Annotated in this window: 18 protein-coding genes; 6 read left to right on the forward strand and 12 right to left on the reverse strand. The window is 41.1% G+C overall.

The annotated features are described in order from the left end of the window. Positions 1 to 23: 23 nt before the first annotated feature. The 7 genes from rpmI to fos all read right to left on the reverse strand — a co-directional run bounded on the left by rpmI (position 24) and on the right by fos (position 5578). The gene (rpmI, locus tag PSF42_RS00510; RefSeq protein ID WP_004263702.1) at positions 24 to 221 is read right to left on the reverse strand and encodes a 50S ribosomal protein L35; all 198 of its coding nucleotides are present in this window, start codon (positions 219 to 221) and stop codon (positions 24 to 26) included. A gap of 95 nt (positions 222 to 316) precedes the next feature. Continuing rightward, positions 317 to 856 carry a translation initiation factor IF-3 gene (gene infC, locus PSF42_RS00515; protein WP_125890944.1) on the reverse strand — a complete coding sequence of 180 codons (540 nt, stop codon included), beginning with the start codon at positions 854 to 856 and terminating at the stop codon, positions 317 to 319. Between the two features lie 421 nt (positions 857 to 1277). After that, positions 1278 to 1817: a translation initiation factor IF-3 gene (gene infC / locus PSF42_RS00520; RefSeq protein WP_071524538.1), complete on the reverse strand. Its 540-nt coding sequence runs from the start codon at positions 1815 to 1817 to the stop codon at positions 1278 to 1280. 3 nt (positions 1818 to 1820) lie between these two features. Beyond that, positions 1821 to 3749: a threonine--tRNA ligase gene (thrS, locus tag PSF42_RS00525; RefSeq protein WP_125890943.1), complete on the reverse strand. Its 1929-nt coding sequence runs from the start codon at positions 3747 to 3749 to the stop codon at positions 1821 to 1823. Positions 3750 to 4109: 360 nt separating this feature from the next. After that, positions 4110 to 4559, reverse strand: a complete 450-nt coding sequence (locus PSF42_RS00530; protein ID WP_125890942.1) for a methyltransferase family protein — start codon at positions 4557 to 4559, stop codon at positions 4110 to 4112. A gap of 103 nt (positions 4560 to 4662) precedes the next feature. Next, positions 4663 to 5061 carry a hypothetical protein gene (locus PSF42_RS00535; protein ID WP_125890941.1) on the reverse strand — a complete coding sequence of 133 codons (399 nt, stop codon included), beginning with the start codon at positions 5059 to 5061 and terminating at the stop codon, positions 4663 to 4665. A gap of 103 nt (positions 5062 to 5164) precedes the next feature. Beyond that, a complete protein-coding gene (gene fos / locus PSF42_RS00540; protein WP_213913272.1) occupies positions 5165 to 5578 on the reverse strand; it encodes a fosfomycin resistance glutathione transferase in 414 nt (137 codons plus the stop codon). A 459-nt stretch (positions 5579 to 6037) separates the two neighbouring features. On the opposite strand from fos, the gene PSF42_RS00545 reads away from it, so the two are divergent. Then, positions 6038 to 6742 (forward strand): MarC family NAAT transporter, encoded by a 705-nt coding sequence (locus PSF42_RS00545; protein WP_125890939.1) that lies wholly within the window; start codon positions 6038 to 6040, stop codon positions 6740 to 6742. Here PSF42_RS00545 and PSF42_RS00550 read toward each other — a convergent pair. Continuing rightward, the gene (locus PSF42_RS00550; RefSeq protein ID WP_213913273.1) at positions 6736 to 7389 is read right to left on the reverse strand and encodes a transglycosylase SLT domain-containing protein; all 654 of its coding nucleotides are present in this window, start codon (positions 7387 to 7389) and stop codon (positions 6736 to 6738) included. The two genes, PSF42_RS00545 and PSF42_RS00550, sit on opposite strands and share 7 nt — an antisense overlap. A gap of 283 nt (positions 7390 to 7672) precedes the next feature. Between PSF42_RS00550 and PSF42_RS00555 the strand changes: the two genes are divergently transcribed. The 4 genes from PSF42_RS00555 to PSF42_RS00570 are packed head-to-tail and all read left to right on the forward strand — an operon-like array spanning position 7673 to position 11222. Further along, a complete protein-coding gene (locus tag PSF42_RS00555; protein WP_125890937.1) occupies positions 7673 to 8584 on the forward strand; it encodes a metal ABC transporter substrate-binding protein in 912 nt (303 codons plus the stop codon). A gap of 1 nt (position 8585) precedes the next feature. Beyond that, entirely contained in the window at positions 8586 to 9476 is an 891-nt protein-coding gene (locus tag PSF42_RS00560) for a manganese/iron ABC transporter ATP-binding protein (RefSeq protein ID WP_102139218.1), read from the forward strand. Beyond that, a complete protein-coding gene (locus tag PSF42_RS00565; RefSeq protein ID WP_125890936.1) occupies positions 9473 to 10363 on the forward strand; it encodes a metal ABC transporter permease in 891 nt (296 codons plus the stop codon). The genes PSF42_RS00560 and PSF42_RS00565 overlap by 4 nt, the downstream gene beginning before the upstream one ends. Then, entirely contained in the window at positions 10356 to 11222 is an 867-nt protein-coding gene (locus PSF42_RS00570; protein WP_125890935.1) for a metal ABC transporter permease, read from the forward strand. Before PSF42_RS00565 ends, PSF42_RS00570 begins: the two co-directional genes overlap by 8 nt. Positions 11223 to 11323: 101 nt before the next feature. Here PSF42_RS00570 and PSF42_RS00575 read toward each other — a convergent pair whose 3' ends face one another. From PSF42_RS00575 to PSF42_RS00590, 4 genes are read right to left on the reverse strand one after another with little or no spacing between them, the layout of a single operon-like run. Next, positions 11324 to 12676 (reverse strand): hypothetical protein, encoded by a 1353-nt coding sequence (locus PSF42_RS00575; protein ID WP_272679259.1) that lies wholly within the window; start codon positions 12674 to 12676, stop codon positions 11324 to 11326. Continuing rightward, positions 12673 to 18981: a protein kinase domain-containing protein gene (locus PSF42_RS00580; RefSeq protein ID WP_272679260.1), complete on the reverse strand. Its 6309-nt coding sequence runs from the start codon at positions 18979 to 18981 to the stop codon at positions 12673 to 12675. Before PSF42_RS00580 ends, PSF42_RS00575 begins: the two co-directional genes overlap by 4 nt. Positions 18982 to 18997: 16 nt before the next feature. Beyond that, positions 18998 to 19627 (reverse strand): 4Fe-4S single cluster domain-containing protein, encoded by a 630-nt coding sequence (locus PSF42_RS00585; RefSeq protein ID WP_272679262.1) that lies wholly within the window; start codon positions 19625 to 19627, stop codon positions 18998 to 19000. Positions 19628 to 19631: 4 nt separating this feature from the next. Continuing rightward, positions 19632 to 21470 (reverse strand): AAA family ATPase, encoded by a 1839-nt coding sequence (locus PSF42_RS00590; RefSeq protein WP_248468282.1) that lies wholly within the window; start codon positions 21468 to 21470, stop codon positions 19632 to 19634. A 256-nt stretch (positions 21471 to 21726) separates the two neighbouring features. On the opposite strand from PSF42_RS00590, the gene PSF42_RS00595 reads away from it, so the two are divergent. Beyond that, entirely contained in the window at positions 21727 to 22596 is an 870-nt protein-coding gene (locus PSF42_RS00595; protein WP_272679261.1) for a fructosamine kinase family protein, read from the forward strand. Positions 22597 to 22682: the final 86 nt, after the last annotated feature.

Genomic DNA, 22682 nt, shown 5'->3' on the forward strand with positions numbered 1-22682 from the left:
TCTTAATTAACTAAATTGTTTACTTATGCGTAAGGCAGGCAGGCTACTACCAGACCCAGATCGCCCTTAGATACCATTCCTTTCGGACGTAAATGGCGTTTACGCTTAGTTGACTTTTTAGTCAGGATATGACGAAGGTTTGCATGCTTACGCTTAAAGCCACCGCCTGCAGTTTTTTTAAAGCGCTTTGCTGCGCCACGTACAGTTTTAATCTTTGGCATTTCTTTTATTTCCAACTTCGCATTGTGATTAACTACGAATTAATTAGGCGAATAACATCTATATTGCTATAAACGAATATTACTTGCAGGCCTAACTATTTCTTCTTCGGTGCCAGCACCATGATCATCTGACGCCCTTCAATTCTTGAAGGGAAAGACTCCACGGATGCCAGCTCTTCCAGATCAGCTTTGATGCGGTTAAGCATTTCCAGACCAATCTGCTGGTGAGCCATTTCACGACCACGAAAACGCAGTGTAACTTTAGCTTTATCACCATCTTCCAGAAAGCGAATCAGGTTGCGTAGTTTGACCTGATAATCACCTTCATCTGTACCAGGGCGGAATTTAATTTCCTTCACCTGAACAACTTTTTGTTTCTTTTTTTGCTCTTTTTGAGATTTGCTCTTCTCATAAAGGAATTTGCCGTAATCCATGATACGACAAACTGGCGGTTCAGCATTTGGGCTGATTTCAACGAGGTCTACACCTGCTTCTTCAGCTTTTTCAAGCGCTTCGCGTGCGCTCATGATGCCTAACTGTTCACCGTCTAAACCTGTTAAACGGACCTCTGGAACACGAATTTCATCATTAATACGATTTGGACGTGTTGTTGGGATTCTTTTTCCGCCTTTAATACTTCATTCCTCCAATTGGATAAAGAGATTTGCTTCTCTCAAGCAAATACACCCGTCACTCAATAGTTACTGCCTGACGCATGTACGATATTCTTGCTTTGTCTTAACGCACTATACGCTAACAAAGCGATTCGACCGCGGATTTTAATGCTTCTTGCTGGATTACTCAAGTAAATCTTGCAATAAATCGTACTGAACTATTTGAAAACTTGGCTTTTGAAGCCAATTATCACTTTGGCACGATTATTTCCATTCATTAATGAAACAAATAACAAGATGCCAAATATGCCGATTGTCTTAGCTGAGATGGCATTGTTTTCATCGATAATAATATTTTTCATTACGAATAAAACAGAGAAGCAGCGCCCAAATGAGCGCTGCTAGACTCTAGCAAGACTTCGCTATAACCAGACTGGCTTAATTATTTTTTCTTTGGTGCCAATACCATGATCATCTGGCGTCCTTCAATCCTTGATGGGAATGATTCAACTGATGCCAGTTCATCCAGATCGGTTTTGATGCGGTTAAGCACTTCTAAGCCAATCTGTTGGTGAGCCATTTCGCGACCACGAAAACGCAGTGTTACTTTAGCTTTGTCACCATCTTCCAAAAAGCGAATTAAACTACGTAGTTTAACTTGGTAGTCTCCTTCGTCTGTTCCTGGACGGAATTTAATTTCCTTCACTTGAACAACTTTTTGTTTTTTCTTTTGTTCTTTTTGAGACTTACTCTTCTCATAAAGATATTTACCGTAGTCCATGATACGACAAACTGGCGGCTCGGCATTTGGGCTGATTTCGACTAAATCGACACCAGCTTCTTCTGCTTTAAAGAGGGCTTCACGCACACTCATTACGCCAAGTTGTTCACCGTCTAAACCAGTGACACGGATTTCTGTTGCACGAATTTCATCGTTAATACGATTTGGACGCGCTGTAGGGAGTTTTTTTCCGCCTTTAATACCTTATTCCTCCATCTGATTGAGTTGACGACTGCGGATCTCTTCGAGCAGTTTTGTCATGAATTCGTTGACATCAAGGCTACCTAAGTCTTTACCACGACGGGTACGTACAGCAACTTTGCCTGATTCAACTTCTTTATCACCACATACTAACATGTAAGGGACGCGACGCAGCGTGTGTTCACGGATCTTAAAGCCGATTTTCTCGTTACGTAAGTCCGCTTTCGCACGAATGCCAACACTTTGCAGCTTGCTAACTAATTCTTGAACATAGTCTGCTTGACCATCAGTAATGTTCATTACGACCACTTGTTGTGGTGCTAACCATGTTGGGAAAAAGCCTGCATACTCTTCTGTTAAGATACCAATGAAGCGTTCTAGTGAACCTAACACTGCACGGTGGATCATTACAGGAACGATGCGTTCGTTATTTTCACCTACATAAGACGCTGTTAAACGGCCCGGCAAGAAGAAGTCTAACTGGACAGTACCACATTGCCATGCACGGTCAAGGCAGTCATACAGCGTGAACTCAATTTTCGGACCATAAAATGCACCTTCGCCTGGCTGGTATTCAAACTCAATACCTTTTGATTTCAGGGCATTCGCTAAGTCCTCTTCCGCTCTGTCCCACATTTCGTCAGTGCCGATACGTTTTTCAGGGCGGGTTGATAGTTTTACAACAATTTTTTCAAAACCGAAAGTTGCATAAACATCATAAATCATTTCAATACAACTAGTTACTTCACTTAAGATTTGTTCTTCAGTACAGAAGATATGTGCATCATCTTGAGTAAAGCCACGCACACGCATTAAACCATGCAGCGCACCTGATGGCTCATTACGGTGACAGCTACCAAATTCTGCCATGCGCAATGGTAAGTCACGATATGATTTCAAACCTTGGTTGAAAATCTGTACGTGACCTGGGCAGTTCATTGGTTTGACACAATATTCACGGTTTTCAGATGACGTCGTGAACATGGCATCTTTATAGTTATCCCAGTGACCTGTTTTTTCCCATAAGACGCGGTCCATCATAAATGGCCCTTTCACTTCCTGATAATTATAGGCTTTCAGTTTAGTGCGTACAAAGGTTTCCAGTTCACGGAAAATTGTCCAACCGTCATTATGCCAGAACGCCATACCCGGCGCTTCTTCTTGCATATGGTATAAATCTAATTGTTTGCCAATTTTACGGTGGTCACGCTTAGCAGCTTCCTCTAAACGCAACAAATAGGCTGCTAATTGTTTTTTATCAGCCCATGCGGTGCCGTAAATACGTTGCAGCATTTTGTTATCGCTGTTACCACGCCAGTATGCGCCAGCCACTTTCTGTAATTTAAAATGGTGACAAAAACGCATGTTTGGTACGTGTGGACCGCGACACATATCAACATATTCTTCGTGATGATATAAACCTGGGCGGTCATCTTGACTAATGTTTTGATCTAAAATTTCAACCTTATAGTCTTCGCCACGGGCAACGAAAGTTTCACGAGCTTCGCTCCAAGAAACACGTTTTTTCACCACTTCATAATCTGTTTTGGCAAGCTCAAGCATGCGCTTTTCAAGCTTTTCCAAGTCTTCCTGCGTCAGCATGTGGTCTAAATCGACATCATAGTAAAAACCATTGTCGATAGTCGGCCCAATCGCCATTTTCGTATTTGGCCATAATTGCTTGATGGCATGGCCTAACAGGTGAGCACAAGAGTGACGAATAATTTCGAGTCCGTCTTCATCCTTGCTCGTAATAATGGACACGTTTGCATCATGTTCAATTATTTCACATGCATCAACACGTTCACCATTAATTCGACCCGCGATACAGGCTTTAGCTAAACCCGCTCCGATGTCACGAGCAACATCCATCACTGAAACGGGATGCTCAAACTGACGCTGACTTCCATCAGGAAGAGTAATAACAGGCATTAAAAAATCCTTATCAGCAGTGGTGACCCACACGCCAGATCACTTGCTTGATTATTCCAAAGTTATAAATCAATACGTTACTAACGATTTCTCACTTCACTATGCGAGATATGTACACAAATATAGACAACTTAAGCGCCCTATTTCCCCACATCGTGAGTAACTCAATTACTAATGATAACACAGACCTATTTTATGGCGATAGCGTAAAGCCGCTAATTGTTATTCTTCATATGAAAAATCAATACCTTCCCGATTAAATGGCAAATAAGCTATCTAATACAGGAAATAGTTTCTCTTTTTTTGCGAAAGAAAGTGAATACCAATGCGATCCACTGGATACAATGAATTCTTCAGTAATTATAGCCAACGTCGTGTCTGCTTGCGATAACGCTCCCACTCTTCAGTGAATCTTTCCGCTAAAAAGCGTTCTTCTTGGGGAATAGTGTACAGATCGGTAATTAACCAAAAGACCAAACCTGCTACCAAAAAATAAGGAGAGTGCGAGAAAAAAGCTAAAGCTAAGCTCATTGACGTAAAAGCTAAATACATTGGATTACGTGAAAATCGATAGGGCCCATTAGTCACTAAATGCGTTGCCTTTACAGTAGGATTTGGTGATGTTTTATGTTTATAAAAATAATAAAGACTCGCCACAACCCAACTTACACTTTCAAGCGCCACTAAGATACCTAAAATTCCCATCCAACCAGAAAACGTCCAGTCTAAAAGCCCTTGTCTAAAAAGAAAATAAACCGCTATCCCATTAGCAACTAACCAATTCAATAATGGCAATTTAAATATATTCATTATGTTACCTGCAAGCCAAAATGTTGCTATTAGCATATCATAATTGAATAGATAAATTTGAGTGGAAGAATATGTAGAGGAGTAATATTAATAGCAAAAATAATTAGTTAGTGGGACCTAATGAAAAGACACTTTTTAAGCCTTCTAACTTACTATATTCCTGTTGGCAAACTAAATTCCGCACATCACTTGGCATTGCATCGATTCGAGCTTGAATATTCGCTAACTGTTCATCTAAGCTATTCATGCCTTTAATATCTACAACGTCTTGATTAACTTTTAAATAGTCAGCAAAACTTTGCAAATTATCTTCCAAGCTATCACAAATATTATTACTTGCTAAACCTTGCGGCAAGACAGTACTGAGCGATGCAGGCAATACTTGAGATAAACTTGGATAAATACTTTGTTTCCACTGCTGAGGAAAAATGATTAGTAACATGGCAAATGCCAAAACTAATAGCATAAACGCCCCAGCTAATGTTGCTATGAGTTTTTTCATTTTTTTTCCTATTATTCAAAATTAACTGAAAATAGGATATACAACTCTGCGTAAAGCTATTTTTAAAACTAAAAATCCTTTGTAAAGAAATCCATAACTCTTTTTAATAAAATTTCATTTCCTCATACGGTTTTTCTTGGCAACTCTTTAAGCGTTGCAATAAACCGCCTACATGTAATTCTAATTTGTGGCCATCAGGATCAAGAAAATAAAAAGAATTTCCTTCACTTTTATTTTCTTTCCAGACAATAACATTCGCTTGCATTAGCCTATCAACAACGATAAGAAAGTCTTTCGCATCAACGTTAAAGGCATAGTGTGTGTAATCCGTTTTTTCTGGGGACGAAAATTGGCGAGTTGTATCTAATGATAAACATAACCATAAATCGCCACAGGAGATATAGGCGCCCTTTTTCCAACTCGCATGTAACGTCATACCAAGTAGTGATTGATAAAAACCAATACTTTTATCTAAATTAGTTACAGCTAAAGTTAAATGGTTGATTCCGTTTAACATATTTTTTTACTCTTTGGTCGTCTGTTACATTGAATTCTTTTAATGAATTTACATAAATTATCAGTAAATAACATTGCAGCAGATATAATAAATCCCATATCAACTTAAAGACAACCTGTTACTAAATGCCCTTAACCTTTTTATCCCCTATAAAAAGGTTTTTTTTTGCCTGTAAAAATTGAATACTTTTACCACAACACCATATCCCATTGTTATTTAATAGATAATATAAGTTATTCACAGATGAAAGCCCTTGTTATCCACAGTTAATGTGAACAACTTCAATTATCTATAAGCTAATAAATGATATCAATCCTTATTCTTCAGTATCGTAACCACCTACCTCCATAAAGTGTCTCACTAGATATAAATGCTAACCTACAGATCTATAAGAAATTTTGCTATCATTTGAGATAAGGCGCTTTATTTTCATTAATCAGGAGCTGGAATCGAACTTCCATGACAAATTTTTTTGAGTTATTTCAAGCCGTTGGTATTGGTCTTGTGCTACTACTTCCTCTAGCCAACCCTTTAACTGCTATTGCGGTCATGTTAAGCATTTCTGCTAATATGACAAAAGAACAGCGTGACCATCAATCATTACTCGCTTCTATTTATGTATTCGCAATTATGACTATCGCTTTTTACGCGGGCCAATTAGTCATGAATACATTCGGAATATCAATACCGGGGCTTAGAATTGCAGGTGGATTAATTGTGGCATTTATTGGCTTTGGTATGCTGTTTCCTAGTAGTGATGTTGGGGAAGACCCGACGACTAATACCCTTGATGACCCAAATGTTCCCAAAAAGCGCCAAGAATCCCCTAGTATTGCCTTTGTTCCCCTCGCAATGCCAAGTACTGCCGGCCCTGGTACTATCGCCATGATCATCAGCTCCACAGCATCATTACAAGGTAATGTGAGCTTTGCTCCATGGGTTTTAAAAATCGCCCCCGTGATCACCTTTTTTATTGCTAGTCTTATCGTTTGGATTGGTTTAAAAGGTGCAACTTCAATTATGAGATGGTTAGGTAATAGTGGTATTGATGCGATCGCTCGGGTAATGGGGTTCTTATTAATCTGTATGGGAGTGCAATTTGTTATCAACGGTATTGTTGAAATTGTCGCGCAGCTCCCACATTTAATGAAAGAATATCAATAAGACATCGCTAATGCATTGTAAGCATTTTTAACTTTCCACAAATAGCGCGGGGCTTGCGGTGCAGGGTGCTTTGTTTGTACATGCTGATAAAATTCTTCCGGTGATAAGCTGTTAATCATCGCAATTGCACGGCCTTTATCGTTATCAAATGTTCTTAATAATGCCCCCGCCCCGTTCACATATGCGACAACCGTTGCATAATATAATGTCTGAGGGTGGCTTATTCCAGCAAGGTGTTGTTCCCTTAAAATACGAATATAAGTTGTACCAATATCAATATTTTTTTGTGGATCTTTTAGGTCACGAGAACTCGGCTCTCCCGACTTCCCCTGATAACGGTATGCGTCACGCCCCGCTGTCGAAGCTTTAATCTGCATCAAACCTATTGCATTGGATTTACTGACAACTTCAGGCCTAAAGTTGGATTCGACCTCAATAATCGCTCTAATTAAAGCTTCATCAACACTATAACGAGCCGCAGACTCACGAATAAACTCATCAAAAGGCGTTCTTGGGAATGCCGTATTTTGTGCTGTTATTGGCCCTGTAGGCTCTAACATCCGCTGTTTTGTTACAGGCCTATCTGGCTCGCTTGAACAACCTGCAAGTAGCAGTAGCACAAAAGTACCGCCAATTATTTTTTTCACTGTCGAATCCTCTGCGATGAAAGCCGATGGCAGAATAACTAATCCCAAGAAAAATAAAATAATTTTTACTTAACTTTTACTTCAGGACGTGTTTTAGTCATACAAATAGCCATGGGACTTAGAAGCCTATAATGATAAATAATGCTATTCCACAATTTTTATGTTTATTTCCCTCAATTGATATTGATTATCATTATCAATTGAGATATAAAATATAATTGTTATAAACCTTAACAACTCTATGTTAAAAAACGCTAAACTAATAATGTCAGGGTCAACTTTTATGAAGAAGAACGTATCTCGATTATCTGCACCTTTACTAACCAGTATGTTTGCTTTGATAGCAGTCATCTTTTTTAGCCAGCCAGCTTTTGCTAAAAAATTTAAGGTCGTCACCACTTTTACTATTATCCAAGATATCGCTCAAAATGTAGCTGGAGATGCGGCAATTGTCGAGTCTATAACGAAACCAGGGGCTGAGATTCACGGTTATCAACCGACGCCTAAAGATATTATGAAAGCCTATGACGCTGATTTAATTTTATGGAATGGGATGAACCTGGAAGTTTGGTTCAAACGTTTCTTTGAAAACTTTAAAAATGTCCCTGCTGTCGTAGTCACCGAAGGTATTGAGCCAATGCCAATTCGTGAAGGTGAGTATAAAGATAACCCGAACCCACATGCATGGATGTCACCTGCCAATGCTAAGATTTATATTGAGAATATTCGTCAAGCATTAGTCAAATATGATCCTGAAAATGCAGAAACCTATAATGCTAATGCGAAAAAATATGCGCAGCAAATTGCTGAGCTTGATGCCCCTTTACGTGAGCGCTTAAACCGCATTCCAGAAAATGAACGTTGGTTAGTTTCAAGTGAAGGCGCATTTAGCTATTTAACAAAAGATTATGGCTTTAAAGAAGTCTATTTATGGCCAATCAATGCGGAAGAGCAAGGCTCTCCTCAACAAGTAAAAAAGGTGATTGATACCGTCCGTAAATACAACATTCCTGTTGTATTTAGTGAAAGTACAATCTCTGATAAGCCTGCTCGCCAAGTCAGCAAAGAAACAGGGGCAAAATACGGTGGCGTATTATATGTTGACTCATTGTCAGCGGCCGATGGCCCGGTACCAACCTATATAGACCTTTTAAATACGACTGTAGACACGATAGCGAAAGGATTTTCACAGTAATATGAATCACTCAAGTCAATTCGAACACCCGAATCTTATCGTCGATGATGCGACAGTGACATATAACAATGGTCACACCGCCATCTATGACGCAAGCTTTACAATCTCTGGTGGCTCTATTTGTGCCTTAGTTGGCGTAAATGGAAGTGGAAAGTCCACGCTATTTAAAACCATTATGGGGCTTGTCACCCCGTCTTCTGGCAGTGTGACATTAAATGACCAGCCGATAAAAACGGCTCTGAAAGAAAACGTGATTGCGTATGTCCCACAAACAGAAGAAGTAGACTGGAACTTTCCTGTTCTCGTTTCAGATGTTGTGATGATGGGCCGATATGGCAAGATGGGTTTTTTTCGCATCCCTAAACAAGCCGATAAAGACGCTGTCAAAATGGCATTAGAACGGGTTGATCTTGCAGGACTTGAGCATCGCCAAATAGGCGAGCTCTCAGGCGGTCAGAAAAAACGGGTTTTTTTAGCACGAGCACTTGCACAAGAAGGCAAAGTTTTACTCCTTGATGAACCCTTTACGGGGGTTGATGTTAAAACTGAAAACGCCATTATTGACCTGCTGCGTAGTTTGCGTGACGAAGGCCACCTTATCCTCGTTTCAACACATAACTTGGGCAGTGTGCCTGAGTTTTGCGACCACGTAATTTTAATCAATCGCACAGTGTTAGCCAGTGGCCCAACCGAAACCACGTTTACACAGCGTAATCTACAAAATGCGTTTGGTGGTGTGCTGCGTCATATTAACCTGTCAGGTCAAGAGCTTCATGATGATGATGACCCACGCTCTGTCACCGTCATTACCGATGATGAAAGAGCAGCTGTATTCTATGGTCATGACCATGATGCGCCTGTTCGAAAAAACCAAGCTAAGGGTTCCGAATGATTGAGATGTTATTACAGCCCTTTGAATATGATTTTATGATAAAAGCCATTTGGGTCAGCGCCATTGTTGGTGCTGTCTGTGCGTTTTTATCAGCGTATTTGATGTTAAAAGGCTGGTCATTAATGGGAGATGCGCTCTCCCACTCCGTTGTCCCAGGAGTGGCTGGTGCTTATGCTTTAGGTTTACCTTATGCGGCAGGCGCCTTTTTTACCGGGATCCTTGCAGCACTTGCCATGACATTAATAAAGCATCTAACTCGTTTACGTGAAGATGCTGTTATTGGCTTTATCTTTTCTACTTTTTTTGCGGCAGGTTTGTTGATCGTTTCATTGAACCCAACATCCGTCAATGTGCAAAGTATTATTTTTGGTAATATTTTAGGTATTGCGGATTCTGACGTGTTACAAGTAGAAATTATTATCGGCGTTTCATTTATTGTTCTGTTGTGCTTATGGAAAGATTTATTAGCCGTTTTTTTTGATGAAAGCCACGCGCGGTCCATTGGCTTGAATCCATTACGCCTAAAAATTATTTTCTTTACCTTATTAAGTGCTTGTACCGTCGCTGCCTTACAAACTGTTGGGGCAATCCTTGTTATTGCGATGGTTGTTACACCAGGTGCAACCGCTTATTTATTAACCGACCAATTTAAACGCTTACTCATTATTTCAGTCACGATTGGTACCGTAACCAGTGCTGTTGGCGCTTATATCAGTTATTTCCTTAATGGTGCTACCGGTGGGTTAATTGTCACCCTACAGACTATTATTTTCCTGCTGGCATTTTTCTTTGCACCTAAGCACGGTATTCTTGCCTCAAAACGTAAAGCCAAAAAGGAAGTCGCTCAACTACACCAATCACACCAACAAGGAGCATCTCATGAGTGATTTCATTGACTTATTGATGGCTCCATTTGCATTTCCGTTTATGCAAAAAGCATTGATAACCGCAATTGTTAGCGGAACCGTGTGTGCCATCTTATCGTGCTTTTTAGTATTAAAAGGTTGGTCACTCATGGGGGATGCAATTTCCCACGCCGTGTTACCTGGGATCATCATTGCCTCTTTATTGGGTATTCCCTTGGCTATTGGTGCGTTCGCCTCTGGCTTATTCTGCGCTGTCGCAACGGGATATTTAAAAGAAAATAGTCGGATAAAAGAAGATACCGTCATGGGGATTGTGTTTTCCGGGATGTTTGCTGTCGGTTTAGTGATGTTCGCTAAAATAGATACAGAACAGCACCTAACACATATTCTTTTTGGTGATATTTTAGGGATCACGGATAGCGAATTTAAACAAATCTTGTTATTTGCAGGCGTCACCATTGCGATTATCTTACTGAAACGTAAAGATTTTATGCTGTATTGTTTTGACCCTAACCAAGCCCGAGTGATTGGCCTACCCGTCAAGCTGATACACTATGGTTTACTGTCTTTACTTGCATTAACCATTGTCGCTTCACTGCAAGCGGTTGGGATCATTTTAGTTATTGCCATGCTGATCTCACCGGGGATTATTGCATTTGTCCTATGTCGGAGCTTCGGTAAAATGCTGGTAGTCGCCATCATCGCTTCAGTGACATCCAGCGTCATAGGCACTATTTTGAGTTTCCACATCAATGCGACAACTGGGCCAACTATCGTTGTTACTCAGGCTGTGTATTTTGTGATTGCATTACTGTATAGCAAAATCGTATTAGCCCGTAAAAAAGGACAAACTAACCCACAAAGTATGCATACCGCCTAATAAATGGCAGATATCACAAAAAAGCTGAATTCGCGCCTAACGAATTCAGCTTTTTATTTTAAATAATTTCCTAAAATGTGACTAAATTTTTTTAGCCATATTTACTTACTGCGTGTTTTGGGTTGGTTTATAGCAATATTGCGACGTTGCTCTTCAGATTGAGTTTCATACACTTTCATTTCCCCACTTCCCGCAGGTAGTGCCTGTTCAACAACAAGTTCCGCATCTGTTTGAGCAATAATATCTTGTAATTGTTGGTGTTGATTGCACCAAATTGCATCAACATCCTGATCACGTGAATTATCGCGCCCTGCAGAAAAAGCCACTGTACGCGCTTGAAAACGTGCTTGTTTCCCGCCTAATTCAAGCCCATATCCTGGCGTAGCAGGATGTGTGACAACCACTTTGCCATCCTCCAGCCATGCTTTAACATCTGTATCTTGAACTTGATAACCGAGTTTCCCTAACCCATCTAATACCGTTTTCCTTTGTGCAGTGGCAACAATCTGTTGCTCTGCAACACTTACGGCACTAACGAGCTTATCTATCCATGCAGTTAACGTTTCTAGCGAGCTTGATTGCATACTTGTTAACGCATTCGAAATCATGGCTTCATTTTCATCACTCGCAAAAATAGCCAACTCATCACAAAGTTGTTCAATTTTATCGATAAGTTCGACACGTTGCTGACTTAACTTTAATTGCTCCGCCAATGTCATGATCAATGAATCGGCTCGTAAATGGCGCTGGGTACCTTCTTTAAGCTCCCGAAGCTCAGCCAGTTGTTGTTCAGCACGTTGAGCATCATCAATTGAGGCCATCAATTTCAGTTTTTCAATCATCAATAGGATCTGTTCACATTGCTTAGCAAACGGCGTTTGAGGTAAGCCTGATTGCCAGAATTGTTTTACGCCTTCAGATTGTGCTTTTAGTTGATTCAATAATGCCACAGCTGTTGGCGTTAATGCTGCTGATTGCGGACTCAATAAAGCGAGTGCTTTAAAAATCAGTTTATTCGATTGATTTTCATCCTGTTCACTTGCCGAAACTAATTGTGCAAGTAGTTCGACTTCATTTGGCAGTTTTTCACGAACCAATGTGATTAACTCAGCCAAATTATGTTCTCTGTGTTTTTTTGTCCGGGCTAATAACGCTTGTTTTTCAAGTTGTTGCTCACGAACTTCCTGTACTTCGTTATTCAGTGTCCCAGTAAACTCAACCAATTGGTTATTCAATAAGCTTAAATTGCGTGATGACAATGTGGCAAACTGAGCAGCATTTTCCATTAGCTGCTGATAAGCTTGTGTGATTTGTGCAATACGCGGCTGATGATATTGGCTATTGTTTGCCAATATTTGCCACTGTTTAAATCGGCGTTTAACGACCACAAGCTGACGCCGGCACTGAATTTCATTCATTTCCCTAACAGTTATACGATGAACCGATGAACTCATAACGCACCTTCTTGCGGATCTAAGCTCTCTATTTGAGAGGAGGTTGAGGTTAATAAAGCCTGAGAAATGGCGCCATGCAGCCGTTGCTGTGCCAAATCACGATTTTGATACCACTCGATAAGAGAAACTCGATAACGCGCGGGTACCACACGCGTCAAAACAGCGCTACGCCACAGTTCCCTAGAACGGGCTGTTTTCAATAATGGATGTGATGGTATGTCGCATTCAATACCGATGAGCAAACGACCACTGGTTTGATCCTCAACAACACCATCAAAATGGAATACCCCATTTTGGCTTGCGGTGGTTACCTGCCAGCCACTTTGTCGAATAAAGTCCATGACCGAATCGACAAACGCATTGTTCGGGAGCGTTTCGCTATCAACTGCAGACCGCGTATGGCACATGCGGTGGAGAAGTTTTTCGTTTTCTTTTTGCATTAATGGGTTACATGCATTTAATGCATAAGCCAGATAGCCTTGTAAATAATCCCGTGGGATTTCTGGTTTGCGGTAAGTGGCTAATAAATCAGAAATTTCATCTATTGGCATCGATGACATAATCACGACTTGCTGACGAGCACGAGTAATAGCAACATTTAAACGACGTTCTCCACCGGTTTGCCCTAATACCCCGAAGTTACGTCTGAATGTCCCCTGTGTATTGCGACCAAATGTGGTAGAAAATAAAATCACATCTCGTTCATCACCTTGCACATTTTCCACATTTTTCACAAAAAATGACATATCTTCGTCATCATGAGTGCGTTTGGTTTCCTGCGCATAGGCTTGAAGAAAGTCTTCATCCTGTGCTGCACGTAATTGAATTATTTGGTTAATTAATGTAGCTTGCTTTTGGTTAAATGTAACTACCCCCACCGAAGGGCGTTGCTCGAAAGGCCGCTGCCACATTGAGGCCAAATGTTCTACGATGGCGATAGCTTCCGCTTCATTGCTTTGGTTAACATAAGTACCATTAACTGGAATAAGCTGTAATGGCTTAATTTCACTGACCATTTTGGCTGAAAAGTGCGCTGGAATATTGAGCCTATTTTCATAAAAGGCGAAATTGGAAAAATTGATTAGTTCTCGGTAGGCAGAACGGTAATGAATATCCAGTGTATGAATAGGTAATACGGTTCGCGCTAAATGCAATAAATCAGGACAATCACTGATTTGCCGATAATCCCATTGCTCTCCCGCCAATTCTTGTTGGTCATCCTCTTCGTCATCAATATCCTCTTCAATTAGCTTACCTGTGAAAAATTTTGAAGGCGGCATTTGCTTTTCATCGCCACTAACAATAGCCTGCTTAGCTCTAAATAAGGTCGATAATGCAAATTCAATTGGCATCTGTGAGGCTTCGTCATAGATAACACTGTCAAACATAGCGCTTTCAAGTGGAAGTACTTGGCTCGCCACATCGGGTGTCATCAGCCAAACGGGGCGTAGTTGCATTAATCCAATCTCTCGACCTTCTTGTATAAACTCCCTCAAACGTCGAGCTCTTGGCCCTGCTAAACGAGTAATTTCTTCCCATTCACGACGGTTTCCTAACATTTTGATATCTATATTCGCCGTCAATGCCAATTTATTGAATTGTTGTAATTGTCTTTGGGCATTCTCTAATTCGGCTAGATCCGACATCAGCTGGTCGTGGTTGGTGCTTAATGCAGGCAATGTTGCCACTAACTGCGCTTTAGTGAACAGACAGAAGTAATAGTTAACAGTTTGGATTAATTGTTCTCGCCATTGCGTTGTGAAATTGTCATTGGCAATAAGCGACTGAATTGCCGGTTTTAATAGCCCAAGGAGTCCCCAATGCTGCGGCGAAAAGTGTTGAGTATCCAACCTAAATGTTTGGTAACGTAATAAATTTTCTTTTTGTTCCTCGATTTTCACCAGTTCAGCGGTATATGACTCGCCGTTTACTATGGCCATTTTAAACCGTTCAACTGTTTCTGATGAAAATACGCTACCTAGCTCACTCAGCTGGTTTAAGCTTTCCGTTCTTGCGCGTAATTTTGCTATGGCCGCCCTGACTTCATAGCATTGATGAGTAAATCCTGTTTTTTGTTGCTGAATAATCGCGTCTATAAAATGCACAGGTTCAGGGTACTGAGTAAGGCGCTCAGCCATGTCCGCGACTTGTTTTAGTTGCATGACTAGCGGTTGCAATGTACTACGCCATTGGTGACCCAACTGAAGTTCAAGACCAAGCTGTTGATATAGCGGCTGTAATTCCTGTGCAAGCAAACGCCATTGTTGCTCAGCGGCAATGGTGTTATGCACTGACGTCTGTTTTTCAGTCGTAGATGCTAAGCCGCTGCTTGCCATAAATGACTTTAATTGGTTTTGCCGACGGTAGTAATACGGGTTCAAGAAACGCAACCATGACCCTTGTATTGTTTCCATCAATGCCCGAGATAATTGGGCAAGATGCTGATTATCAATCTCCCTAAGTACAGGGAATAATAACGGGTCTGTATTCTCTTCACTAATCGATAATAAACGCTCATACAACTGCTGAAGTTGGCGAATAATGGAATTTCCCGCTTCACCACTAAAGAGTGGTAACCAACGGGAGAGTGCCTGCCATTGTTCAGTCGTTAGTTGGTTAAATTGTGTTTCATACTGTGTTAACCATTGCTCATGAGTCGATAATTGAGTCAACGTAATTTGCTGATATTCTGTTTGGTAGGCTTCATCACGCTGCTTTTCAGTCTCAATCAATGTAGTAATAGATTGATTAAACAATAAATATTGAGGATCGTCTGCCGTAAACTGCGCTAAGGCGTTTAGTGCATTATTTTCATAATCCAATTGCCACCATGTATATGTATGTAACTTCAAGTCATCCGTTAGTTGCTCAATCGTATGACTATCAAGTTGTGCTAATAATGGCTTAATTTTCTGTTCATCAATATCAAAATGAGGAAGCTTTTCAAGTTCAATCAATTGGATTAATACTTGTTTATAAGATACTTGAAACTTTTCGTCGATATTATTCAGCGAGTGAAAATAACTGTCTAATTTTCGTTCAAAAAGTTGAACGCGATTAACAAGATGAGTTCTTTCTCCTAGCCAATCACGCTCACTGAGCTGGCTTTTTCCTTGTTCCCAAAGTTGCTCAATTTGCTCCCTCACTGCCAAAATAGTGTCACGCCCTCTTTGACTTTGGCTGATATATAGCGCTCTATCTCCTAATCCATTAGCAATCAAACGCTTATAGACTACCTCTAGTGCCGCAGGTTTTTGACATACCACTAAAACGGTTTGCTGACGTCCTATTGCATCCGCAATCAAACTCACGATCGTTTGACTTTTCCCTGTTCCTGGCGGCCCTTCAATCAACAGCCCCGTGTTAGTTTGTGCAGCTTGAACAACTTGTTCTTGTGATGGATCGGCCAATGACAACGCATACTGGTTAAGTAAATTATCTGACTGTATTCCATTTATGTTGTCGAGCGGCGTGACTTTTAGCATTGTCGCTAAGGCTGTTTGAGAAATCGGTAGCCCAGCAATTTGCTGTAAATCGCTACTCATCGCCTGACCAATAAACGAGGTATGGAAGAGTACCGCTGAACAACAGATTTGTGCACTATTCTCTGCAATTGGAGCAGTGATCGACGGTAGTGGCGTCAGTTCCGTACCTTGTATCGGCAATAAAGACGAAAGTGTTTCCATCATATCTTCAATGGTTAAACCCGCTTTAGATAATAAATTATCTAATACTGTTTGCCATTCAGTCACTGAAGGTATACCCGCAAAGCTTGCTAGTGCTGGATTTAAGCGTATTGCCCCCCGTTCCTGATCAAAACTAAGCTGAATGGGGCTATTTTGAGCTAAAGAAGTACGCAACGAAACCGGCCATAAAAACAAAGGCGCTATTCGTGGCTTAATTTGGTTCGGCTGTGTGTGCAATAATAAGAATGGGAAACCAAGATACATGCCATCAATACCTGTATCCCGTTGATATAACTGCGTATCTGAGTGTAGGATCCGTAACCGGTTATTAACACCTTGATGTTGTAATAGCAAATCACTATCAATGGTAACCGCACTTTTTTTACGGTTCAATAAATGTTCGAGTAGCATATTCGCACGGCGAACCGGGCTATCGCATTCCATTAAATCGACTCGCCCAGTATTTTGCGTTAAACGCATGCGCACTAGGTTTCCACGTTGTGTCACTGACGTGAGCTTTTGTGTAAAAAACCTTAGAACTTCAAGAACATATTTTTGTGACTCGGGGACTTGCCAATGTTCGAATGGAATAGCGAGCAAAACGAGTATTTTTTCTAACGGCAAGCGACGCGTTAATAAAAAGTTATCCACCCAACTATCGAGTTCAGGAAGCCCAATACGTTTAAAATCACTGACTCGGAGGTTAATGAGCTGGTATAGCTCCCCTCTTGGTAACAAAAGTTGGTTTTTGGCTATTGCTTTATCAAAACTGTGGATATCATTTTGTTCCGCTAATTCAAAGGCTTGCTCGACTAACGTGCTCAAAGCAATAAACTGCCCAAGATCGGCACTTAGCAATAAAATATAATCAATTTCTTGTCGATTTTGTCTATCTAATAAGGCTTGTAGGCTTTCGTTATGAGAGTCAGGAAACTGGCTATGCAGCAATTCCCAACGCGCAGCGAGCTGGCTAATTGACGTGATCAACAAATACAGTTTCAGGCTTTCTTCATTGAGTAATATATTCAATTGTTCAGCGCGTTGGCGTACTAAACATTGACGATGGTAGAGCTGTACGAGCCAATGTTGTGGATCAATATACTGAATGTGTTGATTTAATGGCTCGCTAATGAGTGCATAGGCAAGAGCGGGTTGTTCTAATAACCATGCAGGCGTAATAATTTCACCACGATAAATAAATGGCATATTCGGGTTGAGGATTTTTAAGGCTAGAGTGAGCTTAATATCTTGATTTATTTCACTCTGCTCAGACTCATCTAGCGATTTTTCACTGTCTAAAAAGCCCTGAAGTTGCTTGAGCTGCTCCTGACTATTATCAAATTTTGCGAGCCATGATGTTAACTCCCCGCGTAACAAAAATTGGACTGCATCATCCCAATGCGCTTGTTCACCAGCAGCCATGGCAAAAGTATCTGGCTGAGAAAATTGCTGACCTGCAAACTGGACTTGATGGTATTGAGCTGGCGAGCCTGCTATCGCGGTTTGTGGGGCTTGGACGGCTTTCCCCTCCAACCACGCAGACACCTGCGGCCATTGCCAACGTAAAAAACGATCCCGACACAGTAATCCACGTAATAATAGTTGTAAGTTGGGATCTAAATCATCAGGTAAATCAACACCATTGGTCATGACTTGGATTAAAAATGCATTATCATGAATTTGGGCGAAACACTGCCCTCGGGTTAGTTGCTCTAATAGAATAACCCCGAGACTCCACCAGTCTGATGCAGCACTCACACCGCCAGCTAAAGTTTCTGGTGCGCTATAACGGGAAATATCCAAAGGTGTTACGATATCAAGGTCAAATTCAGACAAACTCGCAGAGCCATATTCAATAACCACGATATCTAAAGGCTCACGGCTGCGGATCAATAAATTAGCGGGACACAGATTACGATGGCGCAAACCATGCTCGGTAAATGCCGCTATCGCTTGCCCCATTTCCTCAACTAATTTTGGAATTTCATGAGGTTGCCAAAAATCCCCTTGCTGAATAAATTGGTTGAGTGAGCCACCTTCCAGTAATTCTGTCACATGCCAAGCACGGTTTTCCCAGCGACCCGTTTCATAAAACTCAGGCACGTGGTCTGTTGGGATCAGTTGAAGTACTTGGTAAATAGTGGGATCAGGTTCTTCACCTTTTTGATATAAGGTTAGTACGCCACTTTTTTCACTTTCAATATGTGTAACTAAGTAACGTTCCCTTGGACTATCAGTTTGGTTAATACGTCGCTCAAGTCGCCAATTGCCTATCCGTGTTTGAGATGGTTCCTCAGTATTTCTAAGTTCAACAGCGGCATCTTCCCCACATTCGAGGCAGATGAAATCCCCCTCACCCATTGGATGCCCGTTCACACAAACTCTTTGCTCAATAATTTGGTTATTCTGATTGTTTTCATCGATATGGAGTTGTGGACGCTCAACCGAGCTATTGGGTACATCAATAGGACGCCAACCAGACTCATGAATGGGTTCAAGGGTTAAATCCCAACCACAAAGCTGATTATCTCCTTGCGGTGTTTTAATTTGCCCAGCACAAAAAATCTCAGTTAACGGTCGCTCTGTTTGGCAGTGAGGGCAAAAACGTATCATGGTCATCCATTCATCCAATTAGTTATTTTTTTAGTTGTTGCAAAGACTGGTCTTGCTGTTCAATCAGAGTACGCAGGCGCAACATATCGTCACGTTCAGGAACACCAGCCAAAAATAGCCGCCCAGTTTCGTCAAACGCTAAATCCAACACTTTATCCTCGGCTGTCGTCGCACGCTGATATGCTATAAACCGCGTCCTACCTAATGGCGTCAGCATATGTAATTGTTGATTATCACTACCTTTAAGCATTTGGGTTTGCGGAAGCGCCACTTTGAAGGGCTCACTGATTAACGCATCAATATAGGGCGACATTTGTGAAACACTCTCTTCGATGTGTTCCCATTGATAACCGCTATAAACCAAAATATCCGCATCCGTTCGCTGTTTGAGCCCTCTGACTAATGAAAATAACGCTTCCGGCTGCTCAAACGGCTCTCCCCCTGAAATCGTGATGCCATCCGCCAATGGTAGCCACTCAGTGATCTGTTCCAGTAATTGTTCTACCGTGATGTTATTGTCTTTCACTTGCCATGTATCAGGAGAAAGGCAGCCTTTACAGCGTAATGAGCAGCCTTGAAACCAGATACCAATACGTTTTCCGGGGCCTAGAGCCATAATTGGAAAATGAATTCGTGAAATACTAATATTCATCACATCAATTACCCATCGCAGCTAAAGTGATTTGGGTGGTTTCACCTGTGGTTATTTCGACGATTTGATAGGCCGAATTAGGTTGTAAATCTTGGTCAAAAATAGCACGAGATAACGGGTTAATTAGGTAGCTTTCCAATTGGTTGCGTATTCCTCGCCCCCCATTCGATAAATCGGCTAAACAATGCTGTTTTAGCGTTTCTTTTGCTTGTGGGGAAATGGTGATCGTCAGCGATTGTTTTTCCAAACCAGAAAGAATATTGTCCACCATTTGCTCAAATATTTGTTGTGCCACATCGGGGCGAATAAAATCAAAAACAATAATATTTTCCCCAATTCGATTGAGTAACTCAGGCCTATTTAGTACTAATTTAAAATGACGTTCGATCTCACTTTTCACATTGCGTGTCACCGTTTCAAAAGGCTCACTGGGTTGCACATTCGCTACTCTCTCACCATTCGCATCTAAACGATAAATACCGAGATTTGACGTGAAAATAATTAAAGATTCCGAGAAATAGACACGATCTCCACGGCCTGATGTCAACACGCCATCATCAATAATTTGTAGAAATTTATCCATCAAATGCGGATGTGCTTTTTCTATCTCATCAAACAACACCACACTAAATGGCTTTTCACGGATGGCATTCGTCAATTCACCACCAGAGTCATACCCGACATAGCCGGGAGGAGCACCAATTAAGCGCTGGTCTGCATGTTCAGCGCTAAATTCAGACATATCAAAACGGATGTAGGCACTTTCATCACCAAATAGCAATTGAGTCACTGTTTTCGCCAGTTCTGTTTTTCCTACCCCCGTTGGCCCCGCTAAAAATAAAACGCCCCGAGGTCGGCCTCCTTTATGCCCCCCCACTCCCGTCATGGCACGTTTAATGATATCCAATAAATGGGTGACGGCATGTTGTTGGCCTTTAACTCGGCGAGAAATTATCTGTGGCGCGTCATGTATTTTCTGTTTATCGATTTTTTTCCACGGATCTTCCGTTATTCCCACTTTGTAACGTCTTACTGCATCACTAATTCGCGTCACAGGGACATTTTCAATCCGCGCTAGCTGCACTATCGCCGTTAAGTCCAGTAATAAGAGTCCTTCTGTCTCATCAATAAAGTCATTAAATAAGCTGTCTTTATCTGCCTGCTCTATGCCATTAATATCAGTCAAAGAAGCTAGCAGCATCGGCGTGAGCACCCGACGAATTTGGTTATCAGGCTTCGCCACAGGAATGACTCTTATTCGAGGGTTATTGACTAAAAACCAATCCGGCAAGTCAGTCTCTTTCTCCACAATCCAAAAAATAGAATTGTAAAACGGTTGGTTATTTTCCCCTGCTGGTCGCGTTTTAGCTTGATGAGAAACCATCAGAGCCCGAGTAAATAAGCTGTGCTCAGCTGGAGTTAGGTTATCGCGATGGGAAATCAAGCAAGAGGCGAAATCAATACATAATGCAATTGGCTGCTGCTTGTAGTTAATAAATTTTTCCAGCAAATGATTTAGCATATCAATACCACCAGCGGCTTTATCATCAGCCATATGCAAACCTAAGTTTTGCATCAATGTAGCACTCGCTTGCGGATTTTCTTTGGGGTTTGCCACGCATTGGAAGCCAATAAGTGGCGTGTAGGTAATCACATAGGCATATCCTGCCTGAAATAAGTGATTAAAGAGTGCTTGGTTAAATGGCAGCGGTGTCACTATAGTGGGTGCAATTTCGCTGGCTTGTAGGTCTCGAACATTACCAAATAGAACAAACTGGCTTTTCAGCGGAATAAATCGCAGTAAGTCTCTTAACCAGCGCGGTTTTTGAAAATCCGTGTTCATAGCACTCCTTAAGTATGAAAGTATTTTTTGCAGTTTACCTGAAATCGCTCACAAATGGCGTCAAGATCTTGAGCTCAGGCTAAATTATCTGAACATTCTCATTTGGCTGAACATAGGCTAGATTAATATTTATTCACCTAATAATTGTTCTATAATTTCGTGATAGCTTCTTCTTTTTAAACAATTATCACTGTTAATTCCTAAACTGTCGCTATAGTATTATATTAATGAAGACCAAAGCAGAGCGAGGTGAGTCATGTGGCAAGCAATGTGTCGTTTATTAAGTGAACACTTAGGAGAGGCGGAGCTACGTAACAAAGTCATTCTGTCTGGTGGTGATATTCACCATACGTTAAGAATTGACTATGGTGAACACACCGTGTTTATTAAACAAAACCGGCGTGAGTTTTTGCCTTTATTTAAACAAGAGGCTGAACAACTTGAAATGCTCGCTAAAAGCCAAACAATAACCGTTCCTAAGGTTTACGGCGTTGGCAGCAATAAGCACCACAGTTTTCTTCTGCTCGAATATTTCCCTCTCAAACCTTTCGATAACACTAATGCATGGCATTTTGGTCAACAATTAGCGCGTTTACATCAATGGGAAGAACAGCCTAGTTATGGGTTTGATTTTGATACTATGCTAAGCACAATTGTACAACCTAATGGCTGGGAAAAGCGTTGGAATTCATTTTTTGCAGAAAAGCGTATTGGCTTACAATTACAACTCGCCTCTGAAAAAGGAATGGTATTTGCTGATATTCAGCAAATTGTCGATATTGTTAAGGACAAACTTGCTGGGCATCAACCACAGCCCTCTTTATTACATGGTGATTTATGGCCGGCTAACTGTGCTATCACTCAAAATCTTGAAGGGGTGCTGTATGACCCCGCATGTTATTGGGGTGATAGGGAGTGTGATATTGCGATGTTGCCATTATATCAAGATCTTCCGATCCAAATTATTGATGGCTACCAAAGCGTTTGGCCGCTTCCCAATGGCTTTTTAGATAGACAGCCAATATATCAGCTCTATTATCTACTCAACCAAGCCCATATCTTTGGTAACGAACAAAGCTACCAGCAAGCACACACGATTATTGATAACCTACTGAGTGAAAAGTAAATTTTTTAGCGTTATGTATAACGAATAATTAATTTTCTAAATAATTCGAACTGTGGCAAGGCGGCAATTGAGGATAGTTTGGGGAA

This window comes from Providencia sp. PROV032 (genome assembly GCF_028484875.1).
GTDB classification, from domain to species: Bacteria; Pseudomonadota; Gammaproteobacteria; order Enterobacterales; family Enterobacteriaceae; genus Providencia; species Providencia rettgeri_E.

Bases quoted from the DNA above. Each gene is read 5' to 3' on its own strand.
- PSF42_RS00565 (WP_125890936.1), top strand. From the start codon at position 9,473: ATGATTGAGATGTTATTACAGCCCTTTGAATATGATTTTATGATAAAA.
- PSF42_RS00575 (WP_272679259.1), bottom strand. From the start codon at position 12,676: ATGAGTTCATCGGTTCATCGTATAACTGTTAGGGAAATGAATGAAATT.
- PSF42_RS00570 (WP_125890935.1), top strand. From the start codon at position 10,356: ATGAGTGATTTCATTGACTTATTGATGGCTCCATTTGCATTTCCGTTT.
- PSF42_RS00590 (WP_248468282.1), bottom strand. From the start codon at position 21,470: ATGAACACGGATTTTCAAAAACCGCGCTGGTTAAGAGACTTACTGCGA.
- fos (WP_213913272.1), bottom strand. From the start codon at position 5,578: ATGTTAAACGGAATCAACCATTTAACTTTAGCTGTAACTAATTTAGAT.
- PSF42_RS00595 (WP_272679261.1), top strand. From the start codon at position 21,727: ATGTGGCAAGCAATGTGTCGTTTATTAAGTGAACACTTAGGAGAGGCG.
- PSF42_RS00535 (WP_125890941.1), bottom strand. From the start codon at position 5,061: ATGAAAAAACTCATAGCAACATTAGCTGGGGCGTTTATGCTATTAGTT.
- PSF42_RS00585 (WP_272679262.1), bottom strand. From the start codon at position 19,627: ATGAATATTAGTATTTCACGAATTCATTTTCCAATTATGGCTCTAGGC.
- thrS (WP_125890943.1), bottom strand. From the start codon at position 3,749: ATGCCTGTTATTACTCTTCCTGATGGAAGTCAGCGTCAGTTTGAGCAT.
- PSF42_RS00530 (WP_125890942.1), bottom strand. From the start codon at position 4,559: ATGAATATATTTAAATTGCCATTATTGAATTGGTTAGTTGCTAATGGG.
- PSF42_RS00560 (WP_102139218.1), top strand. From the start codon at position 8,586: ATGAATCACTCAAGTCAATTCGAACACCCGAATCTTATCGTCGATGAT.
- PSF42_RS00580 (WP_272679260.1), bottom strand. From the start codon at position 18,981: ATGACCATGATACGTTTTTGCCCTCACTGCCAAACAGAGCGACCGTTA.
- PSF42_RS00545 (WP_125890939.1), top strand. From the start codon at position 6,038: ATGACAAATTTTTTTGAGTTATTTCAAGCCGTTGGTATTGGTCTTGTG.
- PSF42_RS00555 (WP_125890937.1), top strand. From the start codon at position 7,673: ATGAAGAAGAACGTATCTCGATTATCTGCACCTTTACTAACCAGTATG.
- rpmI (WP_004263702.1), bottom strand. From the start codon at position 221: ATGCCAAAGATTAAAACTGTACGTGGCGCAGCAAAGCGCTTTAAAAAA.